The organism is Butyricicoccus sp. Marseille-Q5471 (assembly GCF_951230135.1).
GTDB lineage: Bacteria > Bacillota > Clostridia > Oscillospirales > Butyricicoccaceae > Agathobaculum.
Genome location: NZ_CATNVC010000004.1, coordinates 116,098 through 141,745 on the forward strand (window position 1 = coordinate 116,098; position 25,648 = coordinate 141,745).

A 25,648-nucleotide genomic window follows, 5' to 3' on the forward strand; every position below is an offset into this window, starting at 1 on the left:
CTCTGACATTGATTTTGCCGGAGCCTGCCAACACATTTCCCTTTGTGTTGGCAGGCTCCGCCCATTTTTCCGATGCGTGTATCCCTCCTCAAACTCGCTTTGCACGGTGGACAGCTCACGTGCGCCGCGCAAAGCTGCCTGATAAGCCAGAAAGGGGCATAGGCCATGAAGTATATTGCGGCAATTGATGCTGTGGAAGAACTGGAGACCCTTGAACAAACCGACGGCGTCATGCTGACCGGTGAAGACTGCCTGATTCGCATGGAGGATCAGCGCCTTTTGATGCAAAGCCTGCTGCTTAATCCGCCGCAGGTGGAAACCGACAAACGGCTTGCGCAGATGCTGCACAGCCAGCACATCCTCTGGCTCGAGAAAATCGAGGAGTGTGCGCGCAGCCAGTTATGCATCCGCCTGCCCGACCGCCCGGCGGACGACATGCTGCCTCAAACGCAGGCGGAGTTTGCCCGACTTGCCGACTACACCGGTCAGTCGGCGGCCGAGTTGCAGGAGCAGGTCGCGAGTCTGCGCTCGGTTAACCCCGATTTGAGCAGCCGCGGCTGCCGCATGATGATTGACAACGAGCTGCTGTTCCGCACGCTTTTGCGCGCGATGTTCATTGCGGCCGATCAGCGCGGCGTGCATGAGCTGTCCATTCTGTTGCCCTTCGTGTCCGACGCACGCGAGGTACAGTTTCTCAAAGCGATTATTGCGCAGCACGCGGCCACCTATCAGATTACCTGTGCCATCGGCATTGAGATCGCCACCCCGCGCGCCGCCTGTATCGCCGAGGAGCTGGCTGTATGCGCGGACGCGATTGTGTTCAACGTGGAGGAGCTGGTGCAGCTGCTTTACGGCATGTCGCAGCGGGATTCCAAAAAGGTGCTGTGCCGCTATCTGCACGAAAAGGTGTTCCGGCACAACCCCTTCCATGAGTTCGACGAAATCGGCATCGGCACGCTGCTGACCATCGCACTCGAGCAGATTCGCCGTGTCAAGCCGAACATCCGCCTGAGTGCAATCGGCCATCCGGTGCTCTGCGAAAAGGGCCGCAAGTTCTGCAACGACATGGGCATCGACATGCTGATCGGCCAGCAGCATCTGTTCCGCATGGCGGGCGTGCTGGAATCGGCCACTTGACCCCGCCTGATTGAGTTCATCGTATGCAACGTCCCACGCCGCAAAGACTATCTTTGCAGCGTGGGACGTTTTTGCTGCCCTTTATCATTTTTCATGCACGCAAAAATGCAGCGAATATTTCCATTCGCTGCATTTTCAAAGAGTACGTCCTTATTTATGCGTCTTTTTCTTCCAAAACCCGCTCATCCTCTTCGATGTGATCCTTATTAATTTCCATCCAAACATCTGCATTCTGAATGCCAAGCTTTTGGGGGTTGAAGTAAGGCTCCTTCACACCGTCTGCACGCTGTTTCATGTAGTCGTCATAGACCTTTTTCACGGTCGGGAACAGGAACACAAGCGCGCCGACGTTGACCCACGCCATCAGGCCGAACATGACCTCGCTGATTGCCCACGCCGTGGAGGCCGTAATGTTGGCCCAAACGAAGAAAAGAATCGGCATGATGATGCGAATTGCCCAAATCAGCTTGCCGCGCGTTTCCTGCTTGAAGCTGCGGAACAGATATGCAAGGCCGGACTCGCCTTCATAGTAGTAAGCGATGCAGGTGGAATATGCAAAACAGGTCAGCGCAATGGCAACCAACGCACCGCCCACGCCGGGAATGACCGTGTTGGCTGCTTCCTGCACCCAAACAACGCCCGCAGTCCCGCTCGCGGCCTGTGTGGCCATCATTTGCGAGCCCTGACCGATGTGCATAAAGGTGCCGTCCGGCCCAAGTACGTTAAAACAGTCCGTGACCAGCGCCATAATGCCCGAGCAGAAGCAGACAGCAACGTCAATATAAACAGAAAATGCGTTTACCATGCCCTGTGTTGCCGGGTGTGCGGTTTCCGCAGCCGCTGCGGAGGACGGCGTTTCGCCGAAGCCGGAACCGGAGGAGTTGACCGCGCGCTTGACGCCGTAAGAGAACGCGCCGCCGATCATACCGCCGAAAATCGCGTGCGTGTTGAAGGCACTGCCGAACATCATTGAAATGGTGCCCGGAATCGCGCTGGCGTTTTTCACCAATACCGCAATGGTGACCAGCAGGTAGCCGATTGTCATAAAGGGAACAATAATGGTTGAAAACTTCGCAATACGGCGCACACCGCCCGAAATGACGAGGAACAGCAGCACGGCAATGACAGCACCGGAAACGACCGGGCTGATACCAAAGCTGTTTTCAAATGCCATTGCAATATTGTTGGCGCTCGGCCCGGTGACGAGCAGCGGCACGCCGATTGTTGCCATCAATGCAAACCCGACGGCAAACACCTTGCCGATTTTCTTCCACGGCAGACCGTTTTCCATGTAAAAGTAGGGGCCGCCGCGGTACTGTCCGTCCATGCGAACCTTGTAAATCTGTCCCAAGCTGTTCTCTGCGTATGCGATTGCCGAGGTGACGAGTGCCGTGACCAGCATCCAGAACACCGCGCCCGGACCGCCGTACATGATTGCGACCATAACGCCGCCGATATTGCCGACCGCCACACGGTACGCAGCAACCGAGCAAAACGTTTCAAACGGAGAGATGCCCTCCGCCGAGCCTTCGCCTGAGGTCAGCAGCTGCCATTGCAGCTTTGCCTTGGTGACATTTCCAAACTTCATTGCGAAGCAATATGCAATTGCGGTGCCAAAAACCAGAACAATCAACGGGGTTGCCCATAACATATTATCTATTTTTAGGATCCAATCTCCAAAACTCATGATAATCTCCTATCTCCGTCCCTTGTTTGTTGGTTAACGTGCAGGAATGTACTCACTCAGTATAATTGCAATTGGCCTTTTTGGCAAACTCAGCGTCCCCTCACGCCGATACCCAGCACCTCGTGCATGTATCGGATGCTCTTGCGCATCGCCTTGAGCTCCTCCTCGCGGCCCTCTTCGAGTGTATAACCCGAAAGCGGCAGCTCAATTTCAAGATCAATGGTGTCCAGTTCCTCCGGCGCCTGCTCGCGCAGGATTTTCATGACCTCAATCACATCCACATCGCCGTCGCCGATTGCGCAGCCGAGCGAATGCGTGCCGTCCGGGTCGGCAAAAACGCGGTTGTCGCAGAAATGGACACAGTAGCAGTAGGGCGCCATCTTGCGCACACATTCCTCAATGCCCTCAGCCATCATCAGCGAGTTAATCGTGTCGCAGCACGCGCCGATCAGCGGGTGATTGAGCTGCTTTACCATCCACACGACCTCGTCCGCAAACAGGTCGCAGTGGTTTTCAATGGCAATCTTCATGCCGTATTTTTCAATCGTCGGCAGGTTTCTTTTGAAATCCATCACGATGTCCGCCATTTGCTTGACCGCCTCGGGGCACATGCAGGCGTGCGAAAGCGGGTGCGGATGCTCAACATCGGTGCTGAATTTGACCAGCGTCGCGCCGATTGCGTGGCCGATTTCGAGCGCTTCCTCGATCGTCGCGTTGACACGTGGGTCGGACGGAGCGTTAAAGGACACGTTCAGCTCCAAATCCAGCCCGTGCTTTTCGGCATTCGCCTTGACTGCCGCCAGATGTGCGGGAGAAACGTCGTTATCCAGATCGACCAGCGTGATGTGCAGCACCTCGATGCCTTCCTCCACCGCCAGATCCATCAGCTTATCCAGATCAATTACCTTTTCAAAGGCATAGGTCTTGCCCTCGCTCTGGAAGCCCCAGCTTTCTCCAAGGCCGCTTAAATGCAGGGTGTAGCTGTGCATGCCCAGTTTGAATTTGCGGTTCGCGTTTTTCATGTTGTCACACTCCTCATTTTAATACGAGACGCATTCCGTCTCTTTTTGCATGGGGTTTTTCTATCCCTCAGCCCAATCGGTTCAGCCAATCCGCTGCAGCTCGGATTGCTCTCGGTACGCCTTGGGCGTCATGCCGGTGATATTGTGAAATGCGCGGGTAAAGGTTGAATTGCTGCTGTATCCGACCATGACCGCAATCTCCATGACGCTGAAATTGGTCGTAACCAGCAGCTCCTTGGCGTGCTTGATGCGCGTGCAGCGCAGATAAAGACTGGGTGAAAAGCCGGTTTGCTGCTTAAACCAGTCGTTATAATAGGTTGCGTTGTAGCTTTCTATCTTGGCGAGCTGATCGACCGTAATCGGCAAGTCGTAATGCTCGCTGATGTATCGGATGGACGGCGCGGCCGAGCTTTCGATGAGCTTGCTGTACAGATAGCTGTACAGGTACCGCACGGCCTTGCTTTCCGGATTCTGCTGCAATTCCGCCTGAATCAGCTCGACCAGACGGGTAATCTGTCCCTGCATCGAGATGATGAGCGGATAGGACAGCAGCACCACGTTGCGCTCGTCAATCATATCTTCGGAAAGGTTGATGGCCAACAGCTTACCGCAGTAGTTGCACTGGTGCGCCATGCCGGAGGGCACGAAGCACAGTTCCCGCGGAGTGACTTGATATTCGGATGTGCCGATGCAAATCTGCATCGTCTGCTGCAGCGGCACGAGGATTTGCGGGTAATCGTGCGCATGCTCTCCGCTGCATTCGTGGAAAATCTGAATGTCTACCTGCTGATTCATGAGTCTCCCTCCCTGTCAGTCAATCTCTGCGGTTGGATACAGTGCCTGCGGCTTTGCGTGCAATTCCTTTTTTGCGCCGGCCGCCAAGCTTACGTCTGCCTCGGTTTGGAGCGTTTCCTCCTCCTCCAGCAGGTGTGTTTTGGACTTCAGCAGCCTGCCGCAAAGGCGGAAGCAGATGAGTCCGAGCCAAAGCGTTGGTATTGTCATCAGCAGACCGCCCAGATTGAGCAGCCCCTTGACCGCGTCCATCCCGCCCGCAACCACGAGCAGATAGGCCACCACCGACACGCCGATGCCCACGCCGATTTTGATGTTGCGCGGCGGCTCGGCGTCGATCTCCTGTCCGTGTACGCACAGGGTGGACAGTGCCGAGGTGTTGGGATCTGCCAGCGTGACAAATGACAAACAGACGGCAATCAGGAACACAAACTGCACGATTTTGCCGAACGGCATGCTGCCAAGCACCTGATAAAGCGCGGTCTGCATGCCAAGCTCCTGCACCTTGCCCCAAACGTCCACCATGCCGGAGCACTGCATTTTCATAATCATGCCGGCGAAGATAGCAATGAACATGCAGCAGAACAGCGAGGGCACCAGAATTTCAACCAGCAGGAACTGCCGCACGGTGCGTCCCTTGCCCATGCGGGCGAGGAACATGCCGATGACCGGCGCGTAAATAAAGAACGAGTTCCAGAAGGTAATCGTCCACTCGTTGGCCCATTGATCCTGCGGCGCGAGCGTGTTGTTGAAGGTAATTTTCTGCCAGAAATTGTTCATCAGATCGCCCATGGCCTCGGTGCCGATTTTACCGATGAACTGCGCATCGCCGAATACCAGCACATAAATCATCAGGCCGAAGAAGCAGATCATGCAGGCGGTGGACACATAAGTAAGTCCCTTATTGATGCCGGTCAGGCACGAAAGGATGAAAAACGCGGCCACGAACACGGTAATGAACAGATACATCGCCGGCCCCTGCTGCACACCGAACACGGCGTTGATGCCGCCGCTGATCTGCATCAGTCCCGCGCCCATCGAATTGGAAACGCCGCTCGCGACCGCATAGGCACACAGAATGTGCAGCAGCGTGGTCATCCACGGCCGCTTGCGCCGAAAGGTAACATCCAGCAGCGAGGAAAAGGACAGTGTTTTCTTGAAATTGAACGCCAGCAGCGCGAAGGCTACGGCGGGCAGTGCGTAAATAAAATACTGTACGAATGACCAGTCAAACATCGCCTGACTGACCGCGAAGATTGCCGCGTCCCGGCTTTCGGGCGTAATATTTGCCGCCACGGGAGGCGATATGTAGTGATAAATCGGCTCGCCCATCGCCCAGAACAGCAGGCCGCAGCCGATGCCGCCGCAGATGGAAATCGAAAACCACTGCCAGGTGCTGAAATCGGGCTTGGCGTCCTTGCCGCCAATGACCACATCGCCGTATTTAAAGATAACAAGCGCAAGGCCGATCACAATGCAGACAACCGCCAGCAGATTGATCCACCAGCCGAAGTTGTCGCCCACCAGATAGATCATATTGATCATCAATCTGCCGAACTGATCGGTGAAAAATACACCGAATATCATTTCAATCAGCAGCAGCACGCCCAGCGTGATCAGCACAGGCTTGTAGATTTTCCCTTTTTGTGTGGATTCCTTCATTTGCGTAAATTCCTCTCTTGTCCTTTGAAATGATGCGCGCAGCAGCAAGTAAGGCGGCCGTCAGACGGTATTTTCCACAAACCGCCGCACTGTTGCGCGGCAGCGCTCCATCTCGCCCGCCGAGGGGGATTTGACGCCCTCCAACAGATAAGGGCGACCCAGTTTTTGATAGGTGCCCGTCCCCAGTCGGTGATAGGGCAGCAGCTGAATATGGCGCAGCCGCGTCAGCGATGCGGCAAACGCGCCGATTTTCTCCAGCTCCTCTTCTGAATCGTTCACGCCCGGCACAATCGGCGTGCGGACAATCAGGCGAAAATTTCCTTCCGCATCGTTCGTATGCAGCAGATTCTGCAAAATCTGTTCATTGTCCACGCCGCAGAACGCGATATGCTTTTCGCGGCTGACCAGCTTCAGGTCGACAAACACAGTGTTCAGATACGGCAGAATCGAACTGATTTGTTCCCACGAAGCGAAGAATGTGGTTTCCATCGCGGTATTAAAGCATTCCTTCTTGCAGTTTTGCAAAATAGCCTTGGTGAACTCCGGCTGTGCCAGCGGTTCGCCGCCCGAAATGGTCACCCCGCCGGTCGAGATGAAGAAAAACAGCGAATCCTTGCGAATTTCCCGAATCACATCCTCAACCTTCATGCGCGAGCCGTACCGCGTTTCCCCCGCCTGCTCCGGCTCAAACTTCTGGCTTTCCGGGGTGGAGCACCATTGACAGCACAGTGGACAGCCCTTGAGAAATACAACCGTGCGGAAGCCGTCACCGTCGTGGATGGAGGAGCGCTCGATACGGAGCACCGTTCCCTCTCTGTCATTGTCGATCATTACCATTGCGCCGTGCGCCCCTTTCCGGAAAGCTCCGTTTTTCTGTCTTTTCACAAATCATCCGCCCGCTTTTTCAGTCCGTACCGGAAAAGCGCAACCGCCGCCGAGCTCATGCCGATAATTTCGCACAGCGCGCCCCCATAGGAGCGGATGAATACACAATAAATGAGAAAGGTCGGCCCCGCGATTGCAAGCTTTGCCATCCGGATGACCTTTGCGCTGCCCGACCACGCGCTCCAAATCACCGACAAAATCGAAGCAAAGGAGCACAGGCTCGGAATCGGGTCAAAGCTTTTCTGCCAGACCATCAGACTGGCGGCCAGCAGAAGGGCGGAAAAGAACCATTTCCAACCCTTCCACTCTGCCCACCGGCTGCCTCTGCAGCCGCAAACCAGACCGTTCAGTGCACATACGGCAACCGTCACGCAGCCGGTATATGCGCCAAGCAGAAAATAGTGGAGCACGTAGATGGAGTCGCCGATCACCTTGCACAGGATCAGCAGCCTTCCGCTTTTGAGCTGATAGCTGCCCACGCAGAACAGCATGGCGAGAAACCCCAACCCTTGTGCAAATATTTCGTACATCGGCAGCACCTACTCTCTTTTTTGCGGCAATTTTCTGCCGGTGCTATGCTTTTCGTTAACCGCAGCAGCCCTTACCGTCCCAGCTTCCGATCTCGGTGCGGCCGATGATTTCATCCTGCGTCTCCTTGCCCAGCTCGACGAAGAAGGCGGTGTAGCCTGCCACGCGAATCAGCAGATCGCGGTGCTTTTCGGGATACTGCTGCGCATCGAGCAGGGTTTCGCGATCAACCACGTTAAACTGTGCATGGTACACATCAAGCATGCACAGGGTTTTGAGCAGGTTCATGCCGTGAGCCAGTCCGTCGTTGCCGCGCAGCAGCTCAGGTTCGACCTTCATATTCAGCTGCGTGCCCTGTGTGAAGCGGGCGTGCGGAATACGGCTGACCGATTTGAGCAGCGCGGTCGGGCCGTTCACATCCGTGCCGCCGGTCGCGCCGATGCCGTCCGTCAGCGGGGTCAGTGCGTTGCGACCCGAGGGCAGCGCACCCACCCACTGCCCAATCGGGGTGTTGCCCGATACCGGCAGCATGCCGCAGGTCATCTTGCCGAACTTGGTGTCGTATTTCTCAAACTGGTCGATGATGTGGGTGAACACCTCACCCACGCAGAAGTCCGCGCGCTCGTCGTCATTTCCGTACTTCGGGGCGGCCAGACACATCGCCTGCACATCCTCATAGCCCTTGAAGTCGGCAGCAAGCGCGGTGCAGAGCTGCTCCATCGTCAGCTTTTTCTCGTCGTAAATCAGGTATTTGACCGCTGCGAGGGAGTTTACAATATCGGCCTGCCCGACGGTAATCACGCCGCCGCCGCACGAATACTTGGTTGCGCCCGGCTGGCTGTAATCCTTGCCGACCTCCATGCAGTGCGGAAAACCAAGGGACAACGCGGGCACGGTGCGGTAGTTCATGCTCAGGTAATCGAGCAGCTGGTTGCCCGAGGTGATAACGTCGACCGCATAGTCGATATGCGCCTTGACGGCATTGAAAAAGTCCGTAAACGTCTTGAAATTCTTCGGATCGCCGGTTGAAACCGACACGCGCTCGCCCGTGATGCGGGATACGCCGTCGTTGAGCGCAAACTCGACCATCGCGCCGAGGTTGATGTCCGCGATGTCGGTATACTGCTTCATGCGGCCCGCGAGGTTGGTTTCCACACAGCCGCAGGGGTTCCAGTCCCACGCCTCGGAGAGCGGCACGCCCTTGTTCTGCATCATGCGCAGACCGACGTCGTTGCTGTACACCGCCGGCATCGTAAGGCCCATGCCAATGGCCTCAACCGCCTTGCGCAGCAGCGCGTCCGGGTTCTTGGACAGACTGTAGGTGACTGCAAGGTTCGGCTCCTTAAACTTAACATCCATTGTCGCCTGAATCATCATATAGGACAGCTCGTTCGTCGCATCGTTTCCGTACTGGTCGATGCCGCCGCAGCTCGTCTGCACGGTGATGCAGTAGCCTGCCGCGTACTGTGCGGTGATTTCATCCTGAAACAGGCTCATTTCGGCAATTTTAATCCACATGCAGTCGAACAGCTCCTGCGCGCCCTCGTCATCGAGCAGACCCGCAGCCTTATCGGCCTGATAATACGGATATAAGTACTGATCCAAACGTCCAAGGTTGTAGGACGAAGCGTTTTGCTCCATAAAGATTGCAAATTCATAGAACAAGATGGACTGGCAGGCTTCATGGAAGCTTTGTGCCGGATTTGCGGGCACATTGCGGCAGACTGCGGCGATTTTCAGCAGCTCGGCACGGCGTGCCTCGTCGGTGCAGGCAGCGGCCTGCTCTTCGGCGAGCGCGGCGTGGCGTTTGGCCAGCAGCATGATACCGTCGCAGGCGATCATTTCGGCCTTGTAGAAGAACATTTTCTCCAAATCGCCCGGCACCGCGTCGTCCAGCGCTGCCAGATGCTCCTCTGCCTCCTTACGGATGCCGAGGATGCCCTTTTGCAGAATGCGGTTCCAGCTCGGGGTTGTCTCGCCGTAGCCGCGCACGGCCTTGCGGTCGATGAAGATCGCGCCGTTGTTGCGCAGGGTTTCCATGTCCTTCGGGGCGAGCAAGCGCCAACGGTCGAGCAGGCACTTGTTCTTCCAGTAGTCCTCAACCTCTTCCTGATAGACCTTTTTTCCTTCCTCACTCAAATAGAAGGGGTCGAACGGACGGGTCGAGATGGTGTCCAGCTCTGCGGCGATGATGCCCGCGGAGCTGTCCGCGCACAGGATGCCGCAGCGCGGCTTAAAGCCCGGTCCGCCGACGAGCAGCTCGTGCTCCTGAATATAGATGTTCTTCTTTTCGCACTGGCGGTAAAAGCCGGTCGCTTTCTGAATAATCCACGGCTGACCCTCGGTTTCCTTAAACCCCTCAGTCAGATATTTGGCGTTATACACATCCATATCCACGCGTGTGTTCAGATACTGCTCGCGCAGCGCTTCAATTCGCTTCATATACTGCTTTTCCATCACATGTTCCTCCTTTGTCCCTTGGCCTTGATCCGGTGCGTTCCTGCCGCCCGCCGTTTTATGCAGGTCCCGGGAATCTTTCTGCCTATATAGGTAGCAATATCTGTGCCAACTCGTGTCAACTCAGTGAATTCTTTTTTATTTATAAAGGTTTTTGTATAAAGCATCAATACGTTTGTCTTCGGTTTGTCTAATTTCTCCGAAAAACTGATTGAAATATAAAATTTTTCTGTTTGAAATATGCAACCTGCCAGTTTCGCTTGATTTGGCAGAAAATCCGCTGTTTTTGCAACCATCCCCTGTCTCATTCGTGCCGTTCTGCGCACGGCAATTTTTTACCTGCAAAGCGCTGTTTTTTCCTTATCCCCCTCTGCAAACTCGTGTGCAGACTTTTTTGCACCCCTGTTTGCAGGTGGTGCATATTTTTTTGCACCACCTGCAAACGACAGAAAATGCAAAGCGCAGAGCAAACATGCTCTGCGCTTTGCGGAATGAAAGAAAAAGGTGGAAGTAATCTTATTTTGCGGTGAATACGCCCTCGCGCATGTACTGCTGCAGCTGCTCGTGCGTCATATGGTCAATGTCGAGGTAGTCCAATGTATACTTGGAACCGGCGGCCAAATCCCGCTTGAGCATAGTGCTGGCGAGCAGGATCATGGAGTCAATGACCGGGGTAGCAACATCGTACTTCTTGCCGAGCTGGCTCATCAGGTAGCAGCCGACCGGCACGTCCTCGGTGATGTAACGGTTCTCCAGATCGAACGGGCCGTCGCCGAAGAAGTTCTCGTACTTCTCCTCATACGGAACCGCGAAGTCGGGACCCATGTATTCCTTGCCGTACATCGTGGTGCGGGAGAAGAAATCCTCGTAGTTGACCGTGCACAGGCCGACTTCCATCTTGGCGGCCAGCGCCTTTTCCTCTTCCCAGAACTTGGCCTGCACCTCGGCAATCGCCGGGCACGCGCCGAAGCCGTACAGCGAGTAGTTCTTCATTTCCTGACCGAGCACGGTGTCAAAGTTCTGCATGGTGGAAACCGCCAGCACGGTGCCCGGTACATGGATGACCGGATTTACGTTGGAAAGGTTGATGTCGAGCACGGTATTGCCCTCGACAAAGCCGTGATGGAATTCCTCGCCCTTCTGCGAGATGGTAACCTCACCCTCGGCGTCGATAATCGCGCCGAACGCCGGAATATAGTAAGCGGAGGCCATAAACTTGGCATTGTCCTTCATCGGCAGCGCACAGCCGCGGATGGTGGTGATGCGATCTTCCACCTTGCACTCGTTGGTGACAACGCCGCCGCGGCGAACCACGCGGATGCCGTAGGGCGCGGTATACCAAGCGCCGACTACAACGTCCTTGGTGCAGCCCAGCTCACGCATCAGCTTGCGGAAGATAAAGGTGCCGCAGTTGTCGGGCAGGATGTGGATGACCTGACCATCCTCCAGCAGCGGAATCAGCTCGCGGAAAATATTCTCGTGCGCCAGTGCAACGGTGGCTACAATGATGATGCCCGCGCCCTTGACCGCCTTGGCCATATCGTCGGTCGCCATGGAAATCTTCACGGTGCCCTTGCGCGTATAACCAAAGAAGCTGAACTGGTGACCGCTCAGGGTAATGCCGGTCTTTTCAATATTGAGGAAGTTGCGCTTGGCGAACGCGGGCTGATCCCAGATGCGAACCTCCTTGCCCTCCAGTGCGCAGTCCGCCGCCATCGTCTTGCCAACAGCGCCGCCGCCCAGAATCGCAATCGGCATGTCCTTCAGATAACTCATGTCCATGATAATGTGCCTCCTTTAAAATTTCGGTGCCGGTTTTTTCGTCCGACAGGATTTACAGTAATGCTTGCTTGTGTCCCGGCAGGCTTTCCTGCCTTATGGCTTTATTTTATGGACTGCGGAAAAAAGAAGCTTTGCCGCAACTGCCTTGTTTTTTGCTTCTCTTCAGGTGCACGGGTTTTGCCGCAAAACACGGCAAACCGCAGCGGGAGATGCACTTTGCCGAACCTTTTGCAACAGGTGATAAACGGCAAAGAAAATGTGAAATCAGGCAAGGACGGCATGCCCCGCGGCGCTTATGATGAAAGCAGCAAGAGAATGGATCGGCTGAATGCGGCAAGCATCCGGGCTTCGTCTGAATTCTTGCCGCACAGCCTGATCGGGCGTCTGCCGGATCGGTCACGCCGCCGCGCGTGGCATCAATAAACCAAACCCAAAAAGGACAAGGGGGCAATTTGTATGAGCAAATCAACCGCAATCATGGACGGCAACCAGGCAGCTGCATATATTTCTTACGCCTTTACCGAGGTGGCGGGCATATTCCCGATTACACCATCCTCACCTATGGCGGAACATGTGGATGAATGGGCTGCAAACGGAAAGAAAAACCTGTTTGGTCAGCCGGTGCAGGTCGTAGAAATGCAGTCTGAGGGCGGCGCGGCCGGCACGGTGCACGGTTCGCTGCAGTCCGGCGCACTCACCACGACCTATACCGCATCGCAGGGTCTGCTGCTGATGATTCCCAACATGTACAAAATCGCAGGCGAGATGCTGCCGAGTGTATTCCATGTTTCCGCACGCACACTCTCCGCGCACGCGCTTTCCATCTTCGGCGACCATTCGGACGTCATGAGCGTGCGCAACACCGGTTTTTCGCTGCTGGCCTCCTCCTCCCCGCAGGAGGTTATGGATCTCGGCGCGGTATCGCATCTGGCCGCCATCCACTGCCGCATGCCGGTGCTGCACTTCTTCGACGGCTTCCGCACCTCGCATGAAATCCAGAAGATTGAGTCAATCGACTACGAGGCGCTTCGCCCGCTGGTGGATATGGACGCACTGCGCGCCTTCCGCAAGCATTCGCTCAACCCGGAGCATCCCGCCACCCGCGGCACGACCGTAAACCCGGATATTTTCTTCCAGTGCCGCGAGGCCTGCAACGAGAAGGTTGCGCAGATTCCCGCCGCTGTCGAGCATTACATGCAGGAAATCAGCAAAATCACCGGCCGCAGCTATCACCTTTACGACTACTACGGCGCACCGGATGCCGATCGGGTCATCATTGTGATGGGCTCGGTCGCAGAAACCGCCAAGGAAACCGTCGATTTCTTAACCGCGCAGGGTGAAAAGGTCGGTTTGATCAATGTGCATCTGTACCGCCCCTTCTCGGCGGAGCATTTCCTTGCCGCCGTTCCCGCTACCTGCAAGCGCATCGCCGTACTCGACCGCACCAAGGAGCCGGGCGCAATGGGCGAGCCGCTTTATCAGGATATTTGCTCGATTTATAAGGAAAAGGGCATTCCGATGGACATCGTCGGCGGCCGCTACGGTCTCAGCTCCAAGGACACCACACCGGGACAGATTCTGTCGGTTTACGAGAATCTTGCCGCCGAAGCACCGAAAAACGGCTTCACCATCGGCATTGTGGACGACGTGACCATGACCTCGCTCCCGCTGACCCGCGAAATCAATACCGCCCCCGCCGGACAAACCAGCGCAGAATTCTGGGGCATGGGCTCGGACGGCACAGTCGGCGCGAACAAGAACTCCATCAAAATCATCGGCCACGCCACCGATCTGTACTGTCAGGCGTATTTCGTGTACGATTCCAAGAAGTCCGGCGGTCTGACACAGTCCCATCTGCGCTTTGGCAAGGAGCCGATTCGCTCCCCTTACCTCATCAGCTCGGCTGATTTCGTCGCCTGCCACAACCCATCCTATGTCCATCAGTACGACATGGTCAAAAACCTCAAGGACGGCGGCACCTTCCTGCTCAACTGCCAGTGGGATATGGACGGTCTGGAGCACAACCTGCCCGCCTCCATGAAGCGCAGCCTTGCTGCAAAGCACGCCAAGTTCTATACCATTAACGCGATTGACATCGCCCGCGGTCTGGGTCTGGGCAACCGCACCAACACCATATTGCAGGCGGCGTTCTTCAAGCTTGCCGCCGTGATTCCGGTCGATCAGGCAGTCGCCGAGATGAAGGAGGCTATCTACAAGTCCTACTTCAAGAAAAAGGGGCAGGCAGTGGTCGATATGAACAATGCGTCCATCGACCACGGTCTCAACGAGCTGGTTGAAATTGCGATTCCCGAAAACTGGCTGACCGCTGAGGACGCGGCCGTCGAAAACAATACCCCCGCCTTCATCAAGGAGGTTGTCTCCGTCATGAACCGTCAGGAGGGCGACGTGCTGCCCGTCTCCATGATGACCAAGTATGGTCTGGAGGATGGCACCTGGCCGGCCGGCACCTCCAAGTACGAAAAGCGCGGCGCCGCTGTTGAGGTTCCGGAATGGAATATGGATGCCTGCATCCAGTGCAACCAGTGCTCGCTGGTCTGCCCGCATGCCGCCATTCGCCCCATTCTGGTAGATAAGACGGAAAAAGCCGCCGCACCGGATGGCTTTGCCACAAAGACCGCCCTCGGCGCAGGACTCGATCAGTATCAGTTCCGCCTGCAAGTCTCCCCTTATGATTGCACGGGCTGCGGCAGCTGCGTCAACGTCTGCCCGGCAAAGGAAAAGGCACTCGTCATGAAGCCGCTCGCCACCCAGCTCGGCGAAGGCATCAACTGGACGTATGCCGTTGACAAGGTTGAAATCAAAAAGGACGCTGTCAGTGCAAAGAGCGTCAAAACCTCGCAATTTGCAAAGCCATACTTTGAGTTCTCCGGCGCGTGCGCAGGCTGCGGCGAAACGCCGTACATCAAGCTGGTCACGCAGCTGTTCGGCGAGCGCATGTACATTGCAAACGCTTCGGGCTGCTCGTCCGCATACGGCGGTTCCACGCCGTCCTCCCCGTACTGCACCGACAAGAACGGCCACGGCCCCGCTTGGGCGATGAGCCTGTTCGAGGACAACGCCGAGTACGCTTACGGCTATCTGCTCGGTCAGGATGCCGTTCGCCTGCAGCTTGCACAGGCCGTACAGGCGCTGTCCGAACGCGGCACCGCCAAGGATGCCTGCGAAGCCTATCTCGAAAAGGGCAACGATGCCGCAGAGTCCCGCGCTGTCAGCGATGCTCTGCTTGCCGCTCTGGCCAGTGATGCAAGCGATGAAGCTGCATTCATTCGCCAGAATGAAGAATTCCTCACCAAAAAGAGCGTTTGGGCCTTCGGCGGCGACGGCTGGGCGTACGACATCGGCTACGGTGGTCTTGACCACGTGCTCGCATCAGGCAAAAACATCAATGTCCTCGTGCTCGACACCGAGGTGTACTCCAACACCGGCGGTCAGGCCTCCAAGTCCACTGCGGCGGCGGCAATCGCCAAGTTCGCGGCCGGCGGCAAGGCCACCAAGAAAAAGGATCTCGGCCTGATGGCCATGAGCTATGGCTATGTCTACGTTGCACAGATTGCAATGGGCGCCGACCCCGCGCAGACCCTGAAGGCCATCCGCGAGGCCGAGGCATATGACGGCCCCTCCCTCATCATCGCTTACAGCCCCTGCATCGAGCACGGCATGAAGTGCGGCATGGGATTGAGCCAGGCAGAGCAGAAAAAGGCCGTTGACGCGGGCTACTGGCACCTCTACCGCTACAATCCGGAACGCAAGGACGAGGGGCAGAATCCGTTCTCGCTCGACTCCAAGGAGCCGACCGGTGATTTCCAAAAGTTCCTGCTCGGACAGAACCGGTATGCATCCCTCAAGCTGTCCTTCCCGGACAAGGCGGAGGAGCTGTACGCCAAGGCGGAGCAGGACGCGAAGGAGCGTCTGGCAAGCTACCAGAACCTGACCCGATAATTTTGGAGGAATATCATGTCAATGATGACCGCAGAGCAGTATATTGAAAGCCTTCGGGCGCTGAAAACCCGCGTATACATGTTCGGCGAGCAGATCGAGAACTGGGTGGATCATCCGATGATCCGCCCCTCGATCAACTGCGTCGCCATGACCTATGAGCTGGCACAAAATCCGGAGTATTCCGCTTTGATGACCGTAACGTCCAGCCTGACCGGCAAACCCATCAACCGCTTCACCCATCTGCACCAATCGACGGACGACCTGATGAACAAGGTGAAAATGCAGCGTTTGCTCGGCCAGAAAACGGCCAGCTGCTTCCAGCGCTGCGTGGGCATGGACAGCTTTAACGCCGTTTATTCCACCACCTTCGAGGTGGATGCTGCGCACGGCACGCACTACCACGAGAATTTCAAGAGCTTTTTGACCATGGTGCAGGACAACGATCTGACCGTGGACGGCGCGATGACCGACCCCAAGGGCGACCGCTCCAAAGCGCCGCACGAGCAGTCCGACGCCGACATGTTCGTGCACATCGTTGAGCGGCGGGCGGACGGTATCGTTGTCTGCGGCGCAAAGTGCCACCAGACCGGCTCGGTCAACTCCCACTGGCACATTTTCATGCCCACCATTTCGATGAATGAGGCTGACAAGGACTGGGCGGTTTCCTTTGCCTGCCCGTCCGATGCCGAGGGCATGTACATGATTTACGGCCGTCAGTCCTGTGACACCCGCAAAACCGAGGAGGATGCCTGCATCGACGTGGGCAACGCCAAATTCGGCGGACAGGAAGCGCTTGTCGTGCTTGATCATGTGTTTATTCCGAACGAATACATTTTCCTGTGCGGCGAATACGAGTTTGCCGGCATGATGGTCGAGCGCTTCGCGGGATACCACCGTCAGAGCTACGGCGGCTGCAAGGTCGGCGTGGGCGATGTTGTCATCGGCGCGGCCGCGCTTGCTGCTGAGTACAACGGCGCGGAACGCGCATCCGCCGTCAAGGATAAGCTGATTGAGATGACCCATCTCAACGAAACGCTGTTCAGCTGCGGCCTTGCCTGCTCCTGTCAGGGGCACGCGACCAAGGCAGGCAACTACCAGATCGATTTGCTGCTGGCAAACGTGTGCAAGCAGAACGTCACGCGTTTTCCGTACGAAATTGTCCGTCTGGCCGAGGATATCGCGGGCGGCCTGATGGTCACCCTGCCGTCGCAGCAGGACTTCACATCCGACACGGTGGTCGGCCGCAGCGGCGAGACGATTGGTGACATCTGCAACAAATTCTTTGCCGCGCGCGATGGGGTTCCCACCGAACACCGACAGCGCATCATGCGATTCCTGGAGAACGTGTGTCTGGGCGCGGCCGCGGTTGGCTACCGCACCGAATCCATGCACGGTGCAGGATCTCCGCAGGCGCAGCGCATTATGATTGCCCGTCAGGGAAATATTCAGGGGAAGAAGCAGCTTGCCAAAGCGATTGCCGGCATTCCTGCCGAATAAGCAATCAAACAAAACCCACTTGCCTCTCCGCTCACTTATTTGCACCCTTTGGCATTTTCCTCACACCCTTAATATTTTTACTGCTTCCGGCGGCTCGCAAAGGGTCGTCGGAAGTGCCATTTCCGCAGGATTTTCCAATAAAAAACAGCCCCCGAGCAATCGGAGGCTGCCAAATCCGTATTTTTCAGTCAAGTAGTGCTGTTACGTCAATCTTATAGCGTTTGATGCGGTATTGCAGGTTCTGCCGGCTCATTTGCAGCACACGGGCGGCTTCCGAGATATTGCCGCCGGTCTCCCGCAGTACACGGCAGATTGCGGCATGCTCCATCTCCTGCATCGCGCCGCTGAGCGAGCTTTTGTCCGCAGCTGCCGGGCTCTGCCGGGGCGCGGGCGCGCCGTCCTCCACAATATGCTCCGGAATGTAGCCAAGCGTGATGGTGTCCGCGTCGTCGGGCAGAATGTTCATGGCGTGCTCGATGGCGTGCTGCAGCTCGCGCACATTGCCCGGCCAGCTGTAGGCACGGAAGCGCTCGAGCACCGCGCCGTCCACATCGCCGACATTGCGCAGCAGCTTTTTGTTGCACTGCATGATGAAATGCTTGGCGAGCAGGGCAATGTCCTCGCTGCGCTCGCGCAGCGGCGGCACGTTGATGTTGACCACGCCCAGCCGATAAAACAAGTCGCGCCGCAGCTTGTTTTCCGCCATCGCCTGATAGGGCGGGATGTTGATATTGGACAGCACACGCACATCCACCTGAATCTCATTCATGCCGCCGACACGGCGGATGATACCGTCCTGCAGCACGCGCAGCAGCTTGGACTGCAGCGTGATATTCATGGAGTTCAGCTCATCGAGCAGCAGCGTGCCGCCGTTTGCCTGCTCAAACAGTCCCGCGCGGCGCTCCGCTCCGGTATAGGCGCCCCGTTCGGTGCCAAACAGCATGCTTTCCAGCAGATTTTCGGGAATCGCCGCGCAGTTAATGGCCAGAAATGGCCCGTCCGCACGGCGGCTGGCATTGTGGATACCCTGCGCAAACAGCTCCTTACCCGTGCCGGTCTCACCGTAAATCATCAGCGAAGAGTCGGATTTTGCCGCCTGCCGGCAGATGCCGACCACCTTGTTCATCTTGGGGCTGACATGAATGATATCGTCAAACGTATAGCGAGCCGTCAGCGCACTTTTCCCCTTCGCGCGGTCGGCCTCGGTGCGGTTGGTCAGCTTTTCCTGCAGGCCGATGATTTGACGGTGCAGGCTGTCGACCGTGCTCCAGTCCTCCATCACGCTGAAGCCGCCCAGCACCTGCCCGCGCTGCACGATGGGAAAGGTGTTCGAGACGATATCCACATTTTTGCCGAAGCGGGTCGTGTAATACTGGTGCACGTCCAACTTGGGTCGTCTGTCGCGGATGACGCCGGGAATCAGCAGTTCGGAGCCGTCGAGCGCATGATACACACTTGAAAGCGGCTCGCCCAACACGTCCTTGGTCACGATGGAATCCATGCGCACGGCTGCATCATTGAGCATCCAGATCCGGCTGTGCTCATCACACAGAATCACCGCTTCGCTGATTTGATTGAGCACGTTCATCAGCATATCGTGGCAGGTATCGCTCGTAGCGTCACGGAAAACAATCAGCTCGCAGCCCTCCGGCACATCGTCCGTTTCGGGCGTGGGGCAGCGTGTGAGATATTGTGAAAAAGTAACGCTTGCATAGGTCTTTGCTCCGCTTTTGTCAAACAGCGGCGCGGCCAAATCAAGCAGGCGCTTGCCCTGCGGCATGTCTTCTATCTGCAGCAGCCGGCAGGCCGCCGCATTTGCCGCAATCAGGCAGCTGTCCGCATCGGTGAGCACCGCACCCAGGCCGCACTGGGACAGCGTTTCCATCACTTGCCGGTATTGCACACCGTTTTCCCCCTTTTCTCCGCTGTTTTCCGTATTATGGTTTTATTATATCATAAATTCCGTAGAAACAATAGGATTTCCGCGTTTTTCCCCGTCCCTGTCATTTGATTTGCTGCATCCGTTGTTTTTTCTTGCCGCGCGCCTGCCAATATGCTACGATTGAATCAATAACACCGCACAGACCAATTGGATGAGTTTTTCCCGAAAGGATGTGATTGTTTGGAGCCGGTGCTGCTTCAGCGTCAAACGCTGACCCCTGCCATGCAGACCTCGCTGCGGGTGCTGCAACTGAACAACCTGCAGCTGCGCAGCTATTTGAGCGAGCTGATGAACACCAACGCCGTCGTTGAACTGGAGTACCCCGATATGGATTGCCGCCCCAGTCCGTTCGACCGGCTGCACGATACACGGCAGACCCGTCAACCGGGCGAGCGCACGGACGAATTCTCCAAAGAGCAGCTGATGGAGGACAAGGCGAGCGCCACCTCTGCGCTGCATGATTTATTTTTGCAGTGCGCGGCGCTGAATGTCTCCCCTGCCGACCGGCGCATGGTGCGCTATCTCATCCAGTCGCTCGATGAGCGCGGCTTTCTAACCGAGACCGCCGAGGCTGCCGCGCAGGACTGCGGCGTGCCGACGGCCGACGTACGGCGCTGCATCTGTCTGCTGCAGGGTATGGAGCCTGCGGGTGTGGGCGCGGCTGACCTGCGGGACTGTCTGCGGCTGCAGCTTCTGCGCGCAACCCCGCAGCAGGACAGGCTTGCCCTGCAGATTGTGGACGGCTATCTGGAATGCATGGCCAAGCAGCAGTACAGCCAAATCGCGCGTGCGCTGGGCGTGACCAAGGCGCAGGTGGAACACTCGTGCGACCGCATCCGAACGCTAAACCCCAAGCCGCTCAACGGTCTGTGCGGCGAGGCAGTGACCCAGTATCTGATTCCGGATTTCTACGTCATAGAGGAGGACGGGTGCCTTCACTGCATCATGAATGACTATTTCCTGCCCAAAATCAAGATTGATTCGTCCTACCGTGCGCTGCTGCGCGGCAAAACGCTCTCGGAGGAGGACGCGGAATACATCCGCCGCAACTACAAGCAGGCGGACGAGGTCATGCAGTTCCTGTCCTACCGCAAATCCACCCTGCAGCGCGTTGTTGATTTCGTTTTAATTGCGCAGCAGGACTTTTTCCGCCGCGGCCCCGGCCACCGCGCGGCACTCAGCAACCACGAGCTTGCCGAAGCGCTATCGCTGCACGAATCAACGGTCAGCCGTGCGGTCAGCGGCAAATTTTTTGAGTGCAAATGGGGCGTTTTTCCACTCAAATCGCTGCTTGTGCACAGCGTGAAAGCGGTTTCGTCCGAGCAGGGCAGCTATGACCGGATTCTGCATCACCTGCAGCAGCTCATCGCCGCAGAGCCAATCGGTTCGGCATACAGCGATCAGCAGCTCATCGCACTGCTGTCCGAAGCCGATATCCACATTGCCCGCCGCACGGTGGCCAAATACCGCCAGATGCTGGGCATCCCAACCGCCAGCAGGCGAAATGCGATGCAGGGCGCTCGGAAAATCTGATACACCGATTAATTTGGGGGTTCACCCCGATGCAAAAGGCCGCCTTTATGGCGGCCTTTTGCGTGCGCCTCAACCGCACCGACTAAAAGAAGTGCCGTTACTGCTCCTCCTCAAGCGACGCGATGAGGGGCGATACGACCTGCTTTTTTCGGCTGACCACGCCGGGCAGCCGGACGGTGTGCGCCCCTGTCTCCTGCCGGAAGGCGGCGCGGACGATATCCGCCGCCCCCGCGCCGACGAACAGCAATTCGGTCGATTCGTCAATGATGTTGGTCAGCATGGCGAACAGCATGGACAGTCCCGAGGTCGGCAGGCAGCTTTGCATATAGCCGAGCATGGCAGGCACGAGCGCGGTCAACTCCTCCTGATTGACACTTGCCACCTGCGACACGGCGATGCGTTTCTCCTTGATTTGATAATACTTATAATCCATGTGAAAAATTTCGTCGGTCGACCGATTGACCAGCTGCGACCCTGCGCGGAGCATGGCGACCGCGTGCGCCTGCGCGTCAATGCCCGCAATCTCGGCCAGGTGCAGCGCGGTCCGGCGGTCAATCTCGGTGCAGGTGGGCGAGCGGAACATCAGCGTATCCGACAAAATGGCAGAGCACAGCAGTCCTGCGACGGTCGGCTCGATTTCGATCGGCTGCTCCTCGTAAAGCTGCGCGATGATGGTCGCCGTACAGCCGAGCGGCTGGTTGCGGAAGTAAATCGGGCTGCTCGTCTCGACCGCATCAATGCGATGATGGTCGATAATTTCGACAATCTCGGCCGCTCGGATACCGTCTACCGCCTGATCCTTCTCGTTATGATCGACCAGAATGACGCGCTGCTTTTCCATATCGAGCAGATTGCGCTGCGAAATCATGCCGATGTATTTGCCTGCGTCGTCCAGAATCGGATAATAGCGGATGCGGCGTTTGGACACGGTTGCCTTGACTTCATCCACCAGGCTGTTGTACTGGAAGGTGACCAGACCGCTTGTGCGCATCACGTGGCTGACCGGCACGGCCTGATTGATGACGCGCGAGCAGGCATAGGTGTCCAAAGGCGTTGCGATAATGGTGCAGTTTGCTTCCTCGGCCAGCTTTTGAATGGTGCGCGAAACCTTCGCACCAAGGCCGATGATGATACATCCCGCCTTCATTTCGATGGAGCACAGCTGGGATTCATAGCGGTTGCCCAGAATGACCACATCGTCCTCGCCGATGTAATCCTCCATCACATCCGGGTTTGCGGCGGCCACCACCACCCTGCCCTTGGAGATGCGGTGCTCCAAATCGCCGACAATCAGCTCGCCGTTTAACACATCCACCAGATTGCGGTAGCTCGTTTGGGAGGCGGCCAGCGCGTTTGCGTCCTGATCCTCCATGTAAAAGCGCGCGATATCGCTGAGCGTTAAAATGCCCTGCAAATAGTTCTCCGCATTCACAACCGGGATGGTCTGAATGTTGTTTTCGCTCATATGCTGCCACGCGCGGCGCAGAGACAGCTTCGCGTCGATACCGGCCACATCGCGATACTGCACATCGGACAGACGCGGCTGCAAGGAATCAAGGTATTTCGGTGCTTCTACGCCGAAACAGTCGAGTACATACTGCGTTTCCGCATTGACCTCGCCCGCACGGCACGGAATGTACTCCTTTCCGGTGAGCAGCTGCTTGAGACGGGCGTAGCAGATGGCCGAACAGACGGAATCCGTATCCGGTGTTTTATGGCCGATGACAAGGATGGGTTTCATACGATGCACAGCTCCTTTGCTCCGTCAGTTGTTTGTTACTCCGCGGGGTCGGCGCTGACCGGCTGCGCGTCCCGGGACGTGTCCTCCATTTGCTGCCGCGCACTTTCGGCCTTGCTCAGCAGCCGGGGAGACAGTAGATTTGCCAGTGTAAGTGCACACACGCCGCAGGTCAGCTTGGCCGCAATCATCGGCACAATCATGGTATCGTTCACTCCGGCCACAAAGCCCAAATGATCGCCAAACATAAAGGCTGCGCAGGACGCAAAGGCAATATTGAGCAGCTTGCCCTTGGGATTCATTTTGCTGACCATTTGAAAGGTAGGAATGTTGTTTGCCAGTGTCGCCACAATGCCGGACGAGGCAGTTTGATCCATCCCAAGCTTTGCGCCGAGCTTTGCCAGCGCGCCGCCGCAGTGGCGCTTGACCCACTCAACCATCGGGAATGCACCGAGCAGGATGAAGGCGATATCGCCCAGAATCTCAATGCTGTTTGCAAGCGGTGAAATGCCGTCCGCCCCCTTGTCTACCATCAGATGGAACAGCGGCAGGCGCAGGCCGGTCTTTTGCTGCAGCACGGCGAGCGCGACGAAAATGGCAATCAGTCCCGTGACGAACGCACCGAATTTGGCAAAGCCGTTCATCAGCGCAACCGGCTGAAACCACAGTCCGACCGCGAGCACCGCCGCCACCAGTACTACTGGCAGCAGGCTGAAGAACATCGTCACCAGATTCATATGGTAATCGGTCGTCAGATTCATCACGATGCCGCCCGCAAAGCAGCCGATCGGCGCGGTGACAACGCCCACCAGAATGCCGCAGGCGAGCACCGGACGATCCTCTTTTTTCAGCAGCGTCAGCGCGACCGGAATGTCAAACAGCAGAATACATCCCATCGTGCAGCCGATAATTAGGCCGGCAAACTGCCCCATCACCACATCCTGTCCGGCCAGCTCAACCGCGAGCGAGTACCCGCCCGCATCTGCCAGCAGCAGCGTGGTGGCAAACACGGAGGGTGAGGAGCCGAGCAGTTCATACAACGGACTAATCAGCGGACGCAGCACCATGCTGAGCACGGGCGCCGCCGCGATGACGCCCACCATCGCAATGGCGAGCGGCCCCATCGCTTCAAAGCCTTCGTCAAAGGCTTTTCCGTAGCCGCGTTTATTTCCCTGCGCTTTGTCAATTGCGCCGAGCACCATGAACCCCATCATAATCGCCACAATGACCGCGTTGAAGGACAGATTGGACACAAATTCCCGCAGGCTGTCGGTGAAAATCGACCAATTGGTAACTTCCTCTGCAAGCTCTGTAAACATTGATACCCCTCCCGCTCTTTTACAAAACGCCCATCCGGATACGCCGCGGCGTTCATCCCTTATTTAATCGCCGGAGCGGTATTCTGTCAATTCAAACGGCGCAACCTCTGATTTACTACAAAAGAATCCTGTCTTTTTGCAGAATGGCGCATCGTTTTGCGTCCCGCCGATGACAAAAAAACACAGGGGATTGCAGCGCATCTTGCAGCTGCAATCCCCTGTGTTCATGTTTTGCGAAGCCTGTTACTTCGAGCGTTTGAGCACCTCAAGCACATACTTCCATACCCGCTGGGTCGATGCGATGCTCAGGCGCTCACGCGGCGTGTGGATATCGTGCATATCCGGTCCGATGGATACGCAGTCCAATCCCGGCAGCTTGCCGGAAAACAGACCGCACTCCAGTCCTGCGTGAATGGCTTCGATTTTGGGGTCGCGGCCATACTGCTCACGGAACACCGCAGTCATCAGCTCACGCAGTGCGGAATCGGCCTTATACTCCCATGCCGGATAATCGCCGGCGAACGTAACCGTTCCGCCAAGCTGTTCCATCAAACATACCAGTCGATTTTTAAGCATTTCCTTCTCAGTCGCAACCGAGCTGCGCACACAGAAGGACGCTTGCAGGCAGTCCGACCGGGTGTTCAGCACGCCGAGGTTGAGCGAGGTTTGCACCAAGCCCGCAATATCGGCGGACATGGTTTGAATACCGTTCGGCATGCAGGTCAGGACGCAGACAGCACGCGCCGTGGAATCTTCGTCCATCGGCGTTTCGGTGTTCTTTGCCGCCTGCACGGTCACCCGCACCGCGGGGTCGGTCACGCGAAACTCGTTTTGCAGCGCCTTTTCAAGGTCGGATGCTGCCGCCCGCGCAGCCTGTTCGTCGGCCACAACCACCTGCGCCGTTGCCGCCGCCGGAATCGCATTGTCCTTGAGGCCACCTGCCACGCTTACGAGCCGCATATCGGTTTTCCGGCCGATTTCCCACAGCACACGCCCGCACAGCACACTTGCATTGGCGCGTCCCTTATCAATCTCCACGCCGGAATGGCCGCCGCGCAGACCGTCCACCGTGACAGACAGCGCTGTGCCCGTAAACGCCGCGCGGCTGACCGGCAGCGTGCACAGGCTGGTATTGCCGCCCGCACAACTGACCGTCAGAATGCCCTCGACCTCACTGTCAATGTTGAGCAGCTTGCGCCCCTTGAGCGGGGACATGTCCATCGCCTCCGCGCCCACCATGCCGATTTCCTCGTCCGTGGTGAACACCGCTTCGATGCGCGGGTGCGGAATAGACGCATCGTCCAAAATGGCAAGTGCCATGGCAACGGCAATGCCGTCGTCGCCGCCGAGCGTCGTGCCCTTGGCGTAAACATAGTCGCCGTCAATGGCGAGGTCAAGCCCCTCACGGGTCATGTCCTTTTCGCAGTCCGCCGCCTTTTCGCAGACCATGTCAAGATGTCCCTGCAAAATGATGGTTTCGGCATTTTCATAGCCCGGTGTCGCCTTACCGATGATGACCACGTTGTTTGCGGCATCCTGCCAATGCTCCAGCCCGCGCGCCTCGGCGAATGCGACACACCAGTCGCTGATGGCTTTGGTATGGGTGGAGCCATGCGGAATCGCGCACAGTTCTTCAAAAAAGCGGAACACACCGCGGGGTTCGAGATGATCCAATACGCTCATAATACAATTTGCTCCTTTATCCTG

18 protein-coding genes are annotated in these 25,648 nt (G+C 57.0%); 5 read left to right on the forward strand and 13 right to left on the reverse strand.

Annotated features, from left to right (window positions below; genetic code table 11):
* The first annotated feature begins 165 nt into the window (after positions 1-165).
* On the forward strand, positions 166-1,137 hold the full coding sequence (locus QOX26_RS06810; protein ID WP_283674219.1) for a putative PEP-binding protein: 972 nt from the start codon (positions 166-168) through the stop codon (positions 1,135-1,137).
* A gap of 154 nt (positions 1,138-1,291) precedes the next feature.
* Here the strand turns inward: QOX26_RS06810 and QOX26_RS06815 are convergent, their stop codons facing one another.
* The 9 genes from QOX26_RS06815 to QOX26_RS06855 all read right to left on the reverse strand — a co-directional run bounded on the left by QOX26_RS06815 (position 1,292) and on the right by QOX26_RS06855 (position 11,952).
* Positions 1,292-2,788, reverse strand: a complete 1,497-nt coding sequence (locus QOX26_RS06815; RefSeq protein WP_283674220.1) for an alanine/glycine:cation symporter family protein — start codon at positions 2,786-2,788, stop codon at positions 1,292-1,294.
* 125 nt (positions 2,789-2,913) lie between these two features.
* Complete coding sequence (locus QOX26_RS06820; RefSeq protein ID WP_283674221.1) at positions 2,914-3,846, reverse strand: sugar phosphate isomerase/epimerase family protein; 933 nt, start codon at positions 3,844-3,846, stop codon at positions 2,914-2,916.
* 81 nt (positions 3,847-3,927) lie between these two features.
* Positions 3,928-4,641: a helix-turn-helix transcriptional regulator gene (locus QOX26_RS06825; RefSeq protein ID WP_283674222.1), complete on the reverse strand. Its 714-nt coding sequence runs from the start codon at positions 4,639-4,641 to the stop codon at positions 3,928-3,930.
* A 15-nt stretch (positions 4,642-4,656) separates the two neighbouring features.
* Complete coding sequence (locus QOX26_RS06830; protein WP_283674223.1) at positions 4,657-6,300, reverse strand: BCCT family transporter; 1,644 nt, start codon at positions 6,298-6,300, stop codon at positions 4,657-4,659.
* Positions 6,301-6,360: 60 nt separating this feature from the next.
* A complete protein-coding gene (locus tag QOX26_RS06835; protein WP_283674224.1) occupies positions 6,361-7,137 on the reverse strand; it encodes a glycyl-radical enzyme activating protein in 777 nt (258 codons plus the stop codon).
* A 44-nt stretch (positions 7,138-7,181) separates the two neighbouring features.
* Entirely contained in the window at positions 7,182-7,715 is a 534-nt protein-coding gene (locus QOX26_RS06840; RefSeq protein WP_283674225.1) for a YgjV family protein, read from the reverse strand.
* A 55-nt stretch (positions 7,716-7,770) separates the two neighbouring features.
* Positions 7,771-10,170, reverse strand: coding sequence for a glycyl radical protein (locus tag QOX26_RS06845; RefSeq protein WP_283674226.1), 2,400 nt, complete (start codon positions 10,168-10,170; stop codon positions 7,771-7,773).
* Positions 10,170-10,496 carry a hypothetical protein gene (locus tag QOX26_RS06850; protein ID WP_283674227.1) on the reverse strand — a complete coding sequence of 109 codons (327 nt, stop codon included), beginning with the start codon at positions 10,494-10,496 and terminating at the stop codon, positions 10,170-10,172. The genes QOX26_RS06845 and QOX26_RS06850 overlap by 1 nt, the downstream gene beginning before the upstream one ends.
* Before the next feature lie 190 nt (positions 10,497-10,686).
* Positions 10,687-11,952 carry an NAD/NADP-dependent octopine/nopaline dehydrogenase family protein gene (locus QOX26_RS06855; RefSeq protein ID WP_283674228.1) on the reverse strand — a complete coding sequence of 422 codons (1,266 nt, stop codon included), beginning with the start codon at positions 11,950-11,952 and terminating at the stop codon, positions 10,687-10,689.
* A gap of 228 nt (positions 11,953-12,180) precedes the next feature.
* Here QOX26_RS06855 and QOX26_RS06860 point away from each other — a divergent pair, with 228 nt between their 5' ends.
* Genes QOX26_RS06860 through QOX26_RS06870 form a run of 3 tightly spaced genes read left to right on the forward strand, consistent with a single transcriptional unit; the run spans position 12,181 to position 17,409 of the window.
* Positions 12,181-12,375, forward strand: a complete 195-nt coding sequence (locus QOX26_RS06860) for a hypothetical protein (RefSeq protein ID WP_283674229.1) — start codon at positions 12,181-12,183, stop codon at positions 12,373-12,375.
* Between the two features lie 33 nt (positions 12,376-12,408).
* Positions 12,409-15,912 (forward strand): pyruvate:ferredoxin (flavodoxin) oxidoreductase, encoded by a 3,504-nt coding sequence (nifJ, locus tag QOX26_RS06865; protein WP_283674230.1) that lies wholly within the window; start codon positions 12,409-12,411, stop codon positions 15,910-15,912.
* Between the two features lie 15 nt (positions 15,913-15,927).
* The gene (locus QOX26_RS06870) at positions 15,928-17,409 is read left to right on the forward strand and encodes a 4-hydroxyphenylacetate 3-hydroxylase family protein (protein WP_283674231.1); all 1,482 of its coding nucleotides are present in this window, start codon (positions 15,928-15,930) and stop codon (positions 17,407-17,409) included.
* 184 nt (positions 17,410-17,593) lie between these two features.
* Here QOX26_RS06870 and QOX26_RS06875 read toward each other — a convergent pair whose 3' ends face one another.
* Entirely contained in the window at positions 17,594-19,312 is a 1,719-nt protein-coding gene (locus QOX26_RS06875) for a sigma-54 interaction domain-containing protein (protein WP_283674232.1), read from the reverse strand.
* A gap of 228 nt (positions 19,313-19,540) precedes the next feature.
* Here QOX26_RS06875 and rpoN point away from each other — a divergent pair, with 228 nt between their 5' ends.
* Positions 19,541-20,884: an RNA polymerase factor sigma-54 gene (gene rpoN, locus QOX26_RS06880; RefSeq protein ID WP_283674328.1), complete on the forward strand. Its 1,344-nt coding sequence runs from the start codon at positions 19,541-19,543 to the stop codon at positions 20,882-20,884.
* 97 nt (positions 20,885-20,981) lie between these two features.
* On the opposite strand, the gene QOX26_RS06885 is transcribed toward rpoN, so the two are convergent.
* The 3 genes from QOX26_RS06885 to QOX26_RS06895 all read right to left on the reverse strand — a co-directional run bounded on the left by QOX26_RS06885 (position 20,982) and on the right by QOX26_RS06895 (position 25,624).
* Positions 20,982-22,625 (reverse strand): putative manganese-dependent inorganic diphosphatase, encoded by a 1,644-nt coding sequence (locus QOX26_RS06885; protein ID WP_283674233.1) that lies wholly within the window; start codon positions 22,623-22,625, stop codon positions 20,982-20,984.
* Between the two features lie 35 nt (positions 22,626-22,660).
* The gene (locus tag QOX26_RS06890) at positions 22,661-23,941 is read right to left on the reverse strand and encodes an ethanolamine utilization protein EutH (protein WP_283674234.1); all 1,281 of its coding nucleotides are present in this window, start codon (positions 23,939-23,941) and stop codon (positions 22,661-22,663) included.
* Between the two features lie 243 nt (positions 23,942-24,184).
* Positions 24,185-25,624, reverse strand: a complete 1,440-nt coding sequence (locus QOX26_RS06895; RefSeq protein ID WP_283674235.1) for an aminoacyl-histidine dipeptidase — start codon at positions 25,622-25,624, stop codon at positions 24,185-24,187.
* Positions 25,625-25,648 lie beyond the last annotated feature (24 nt).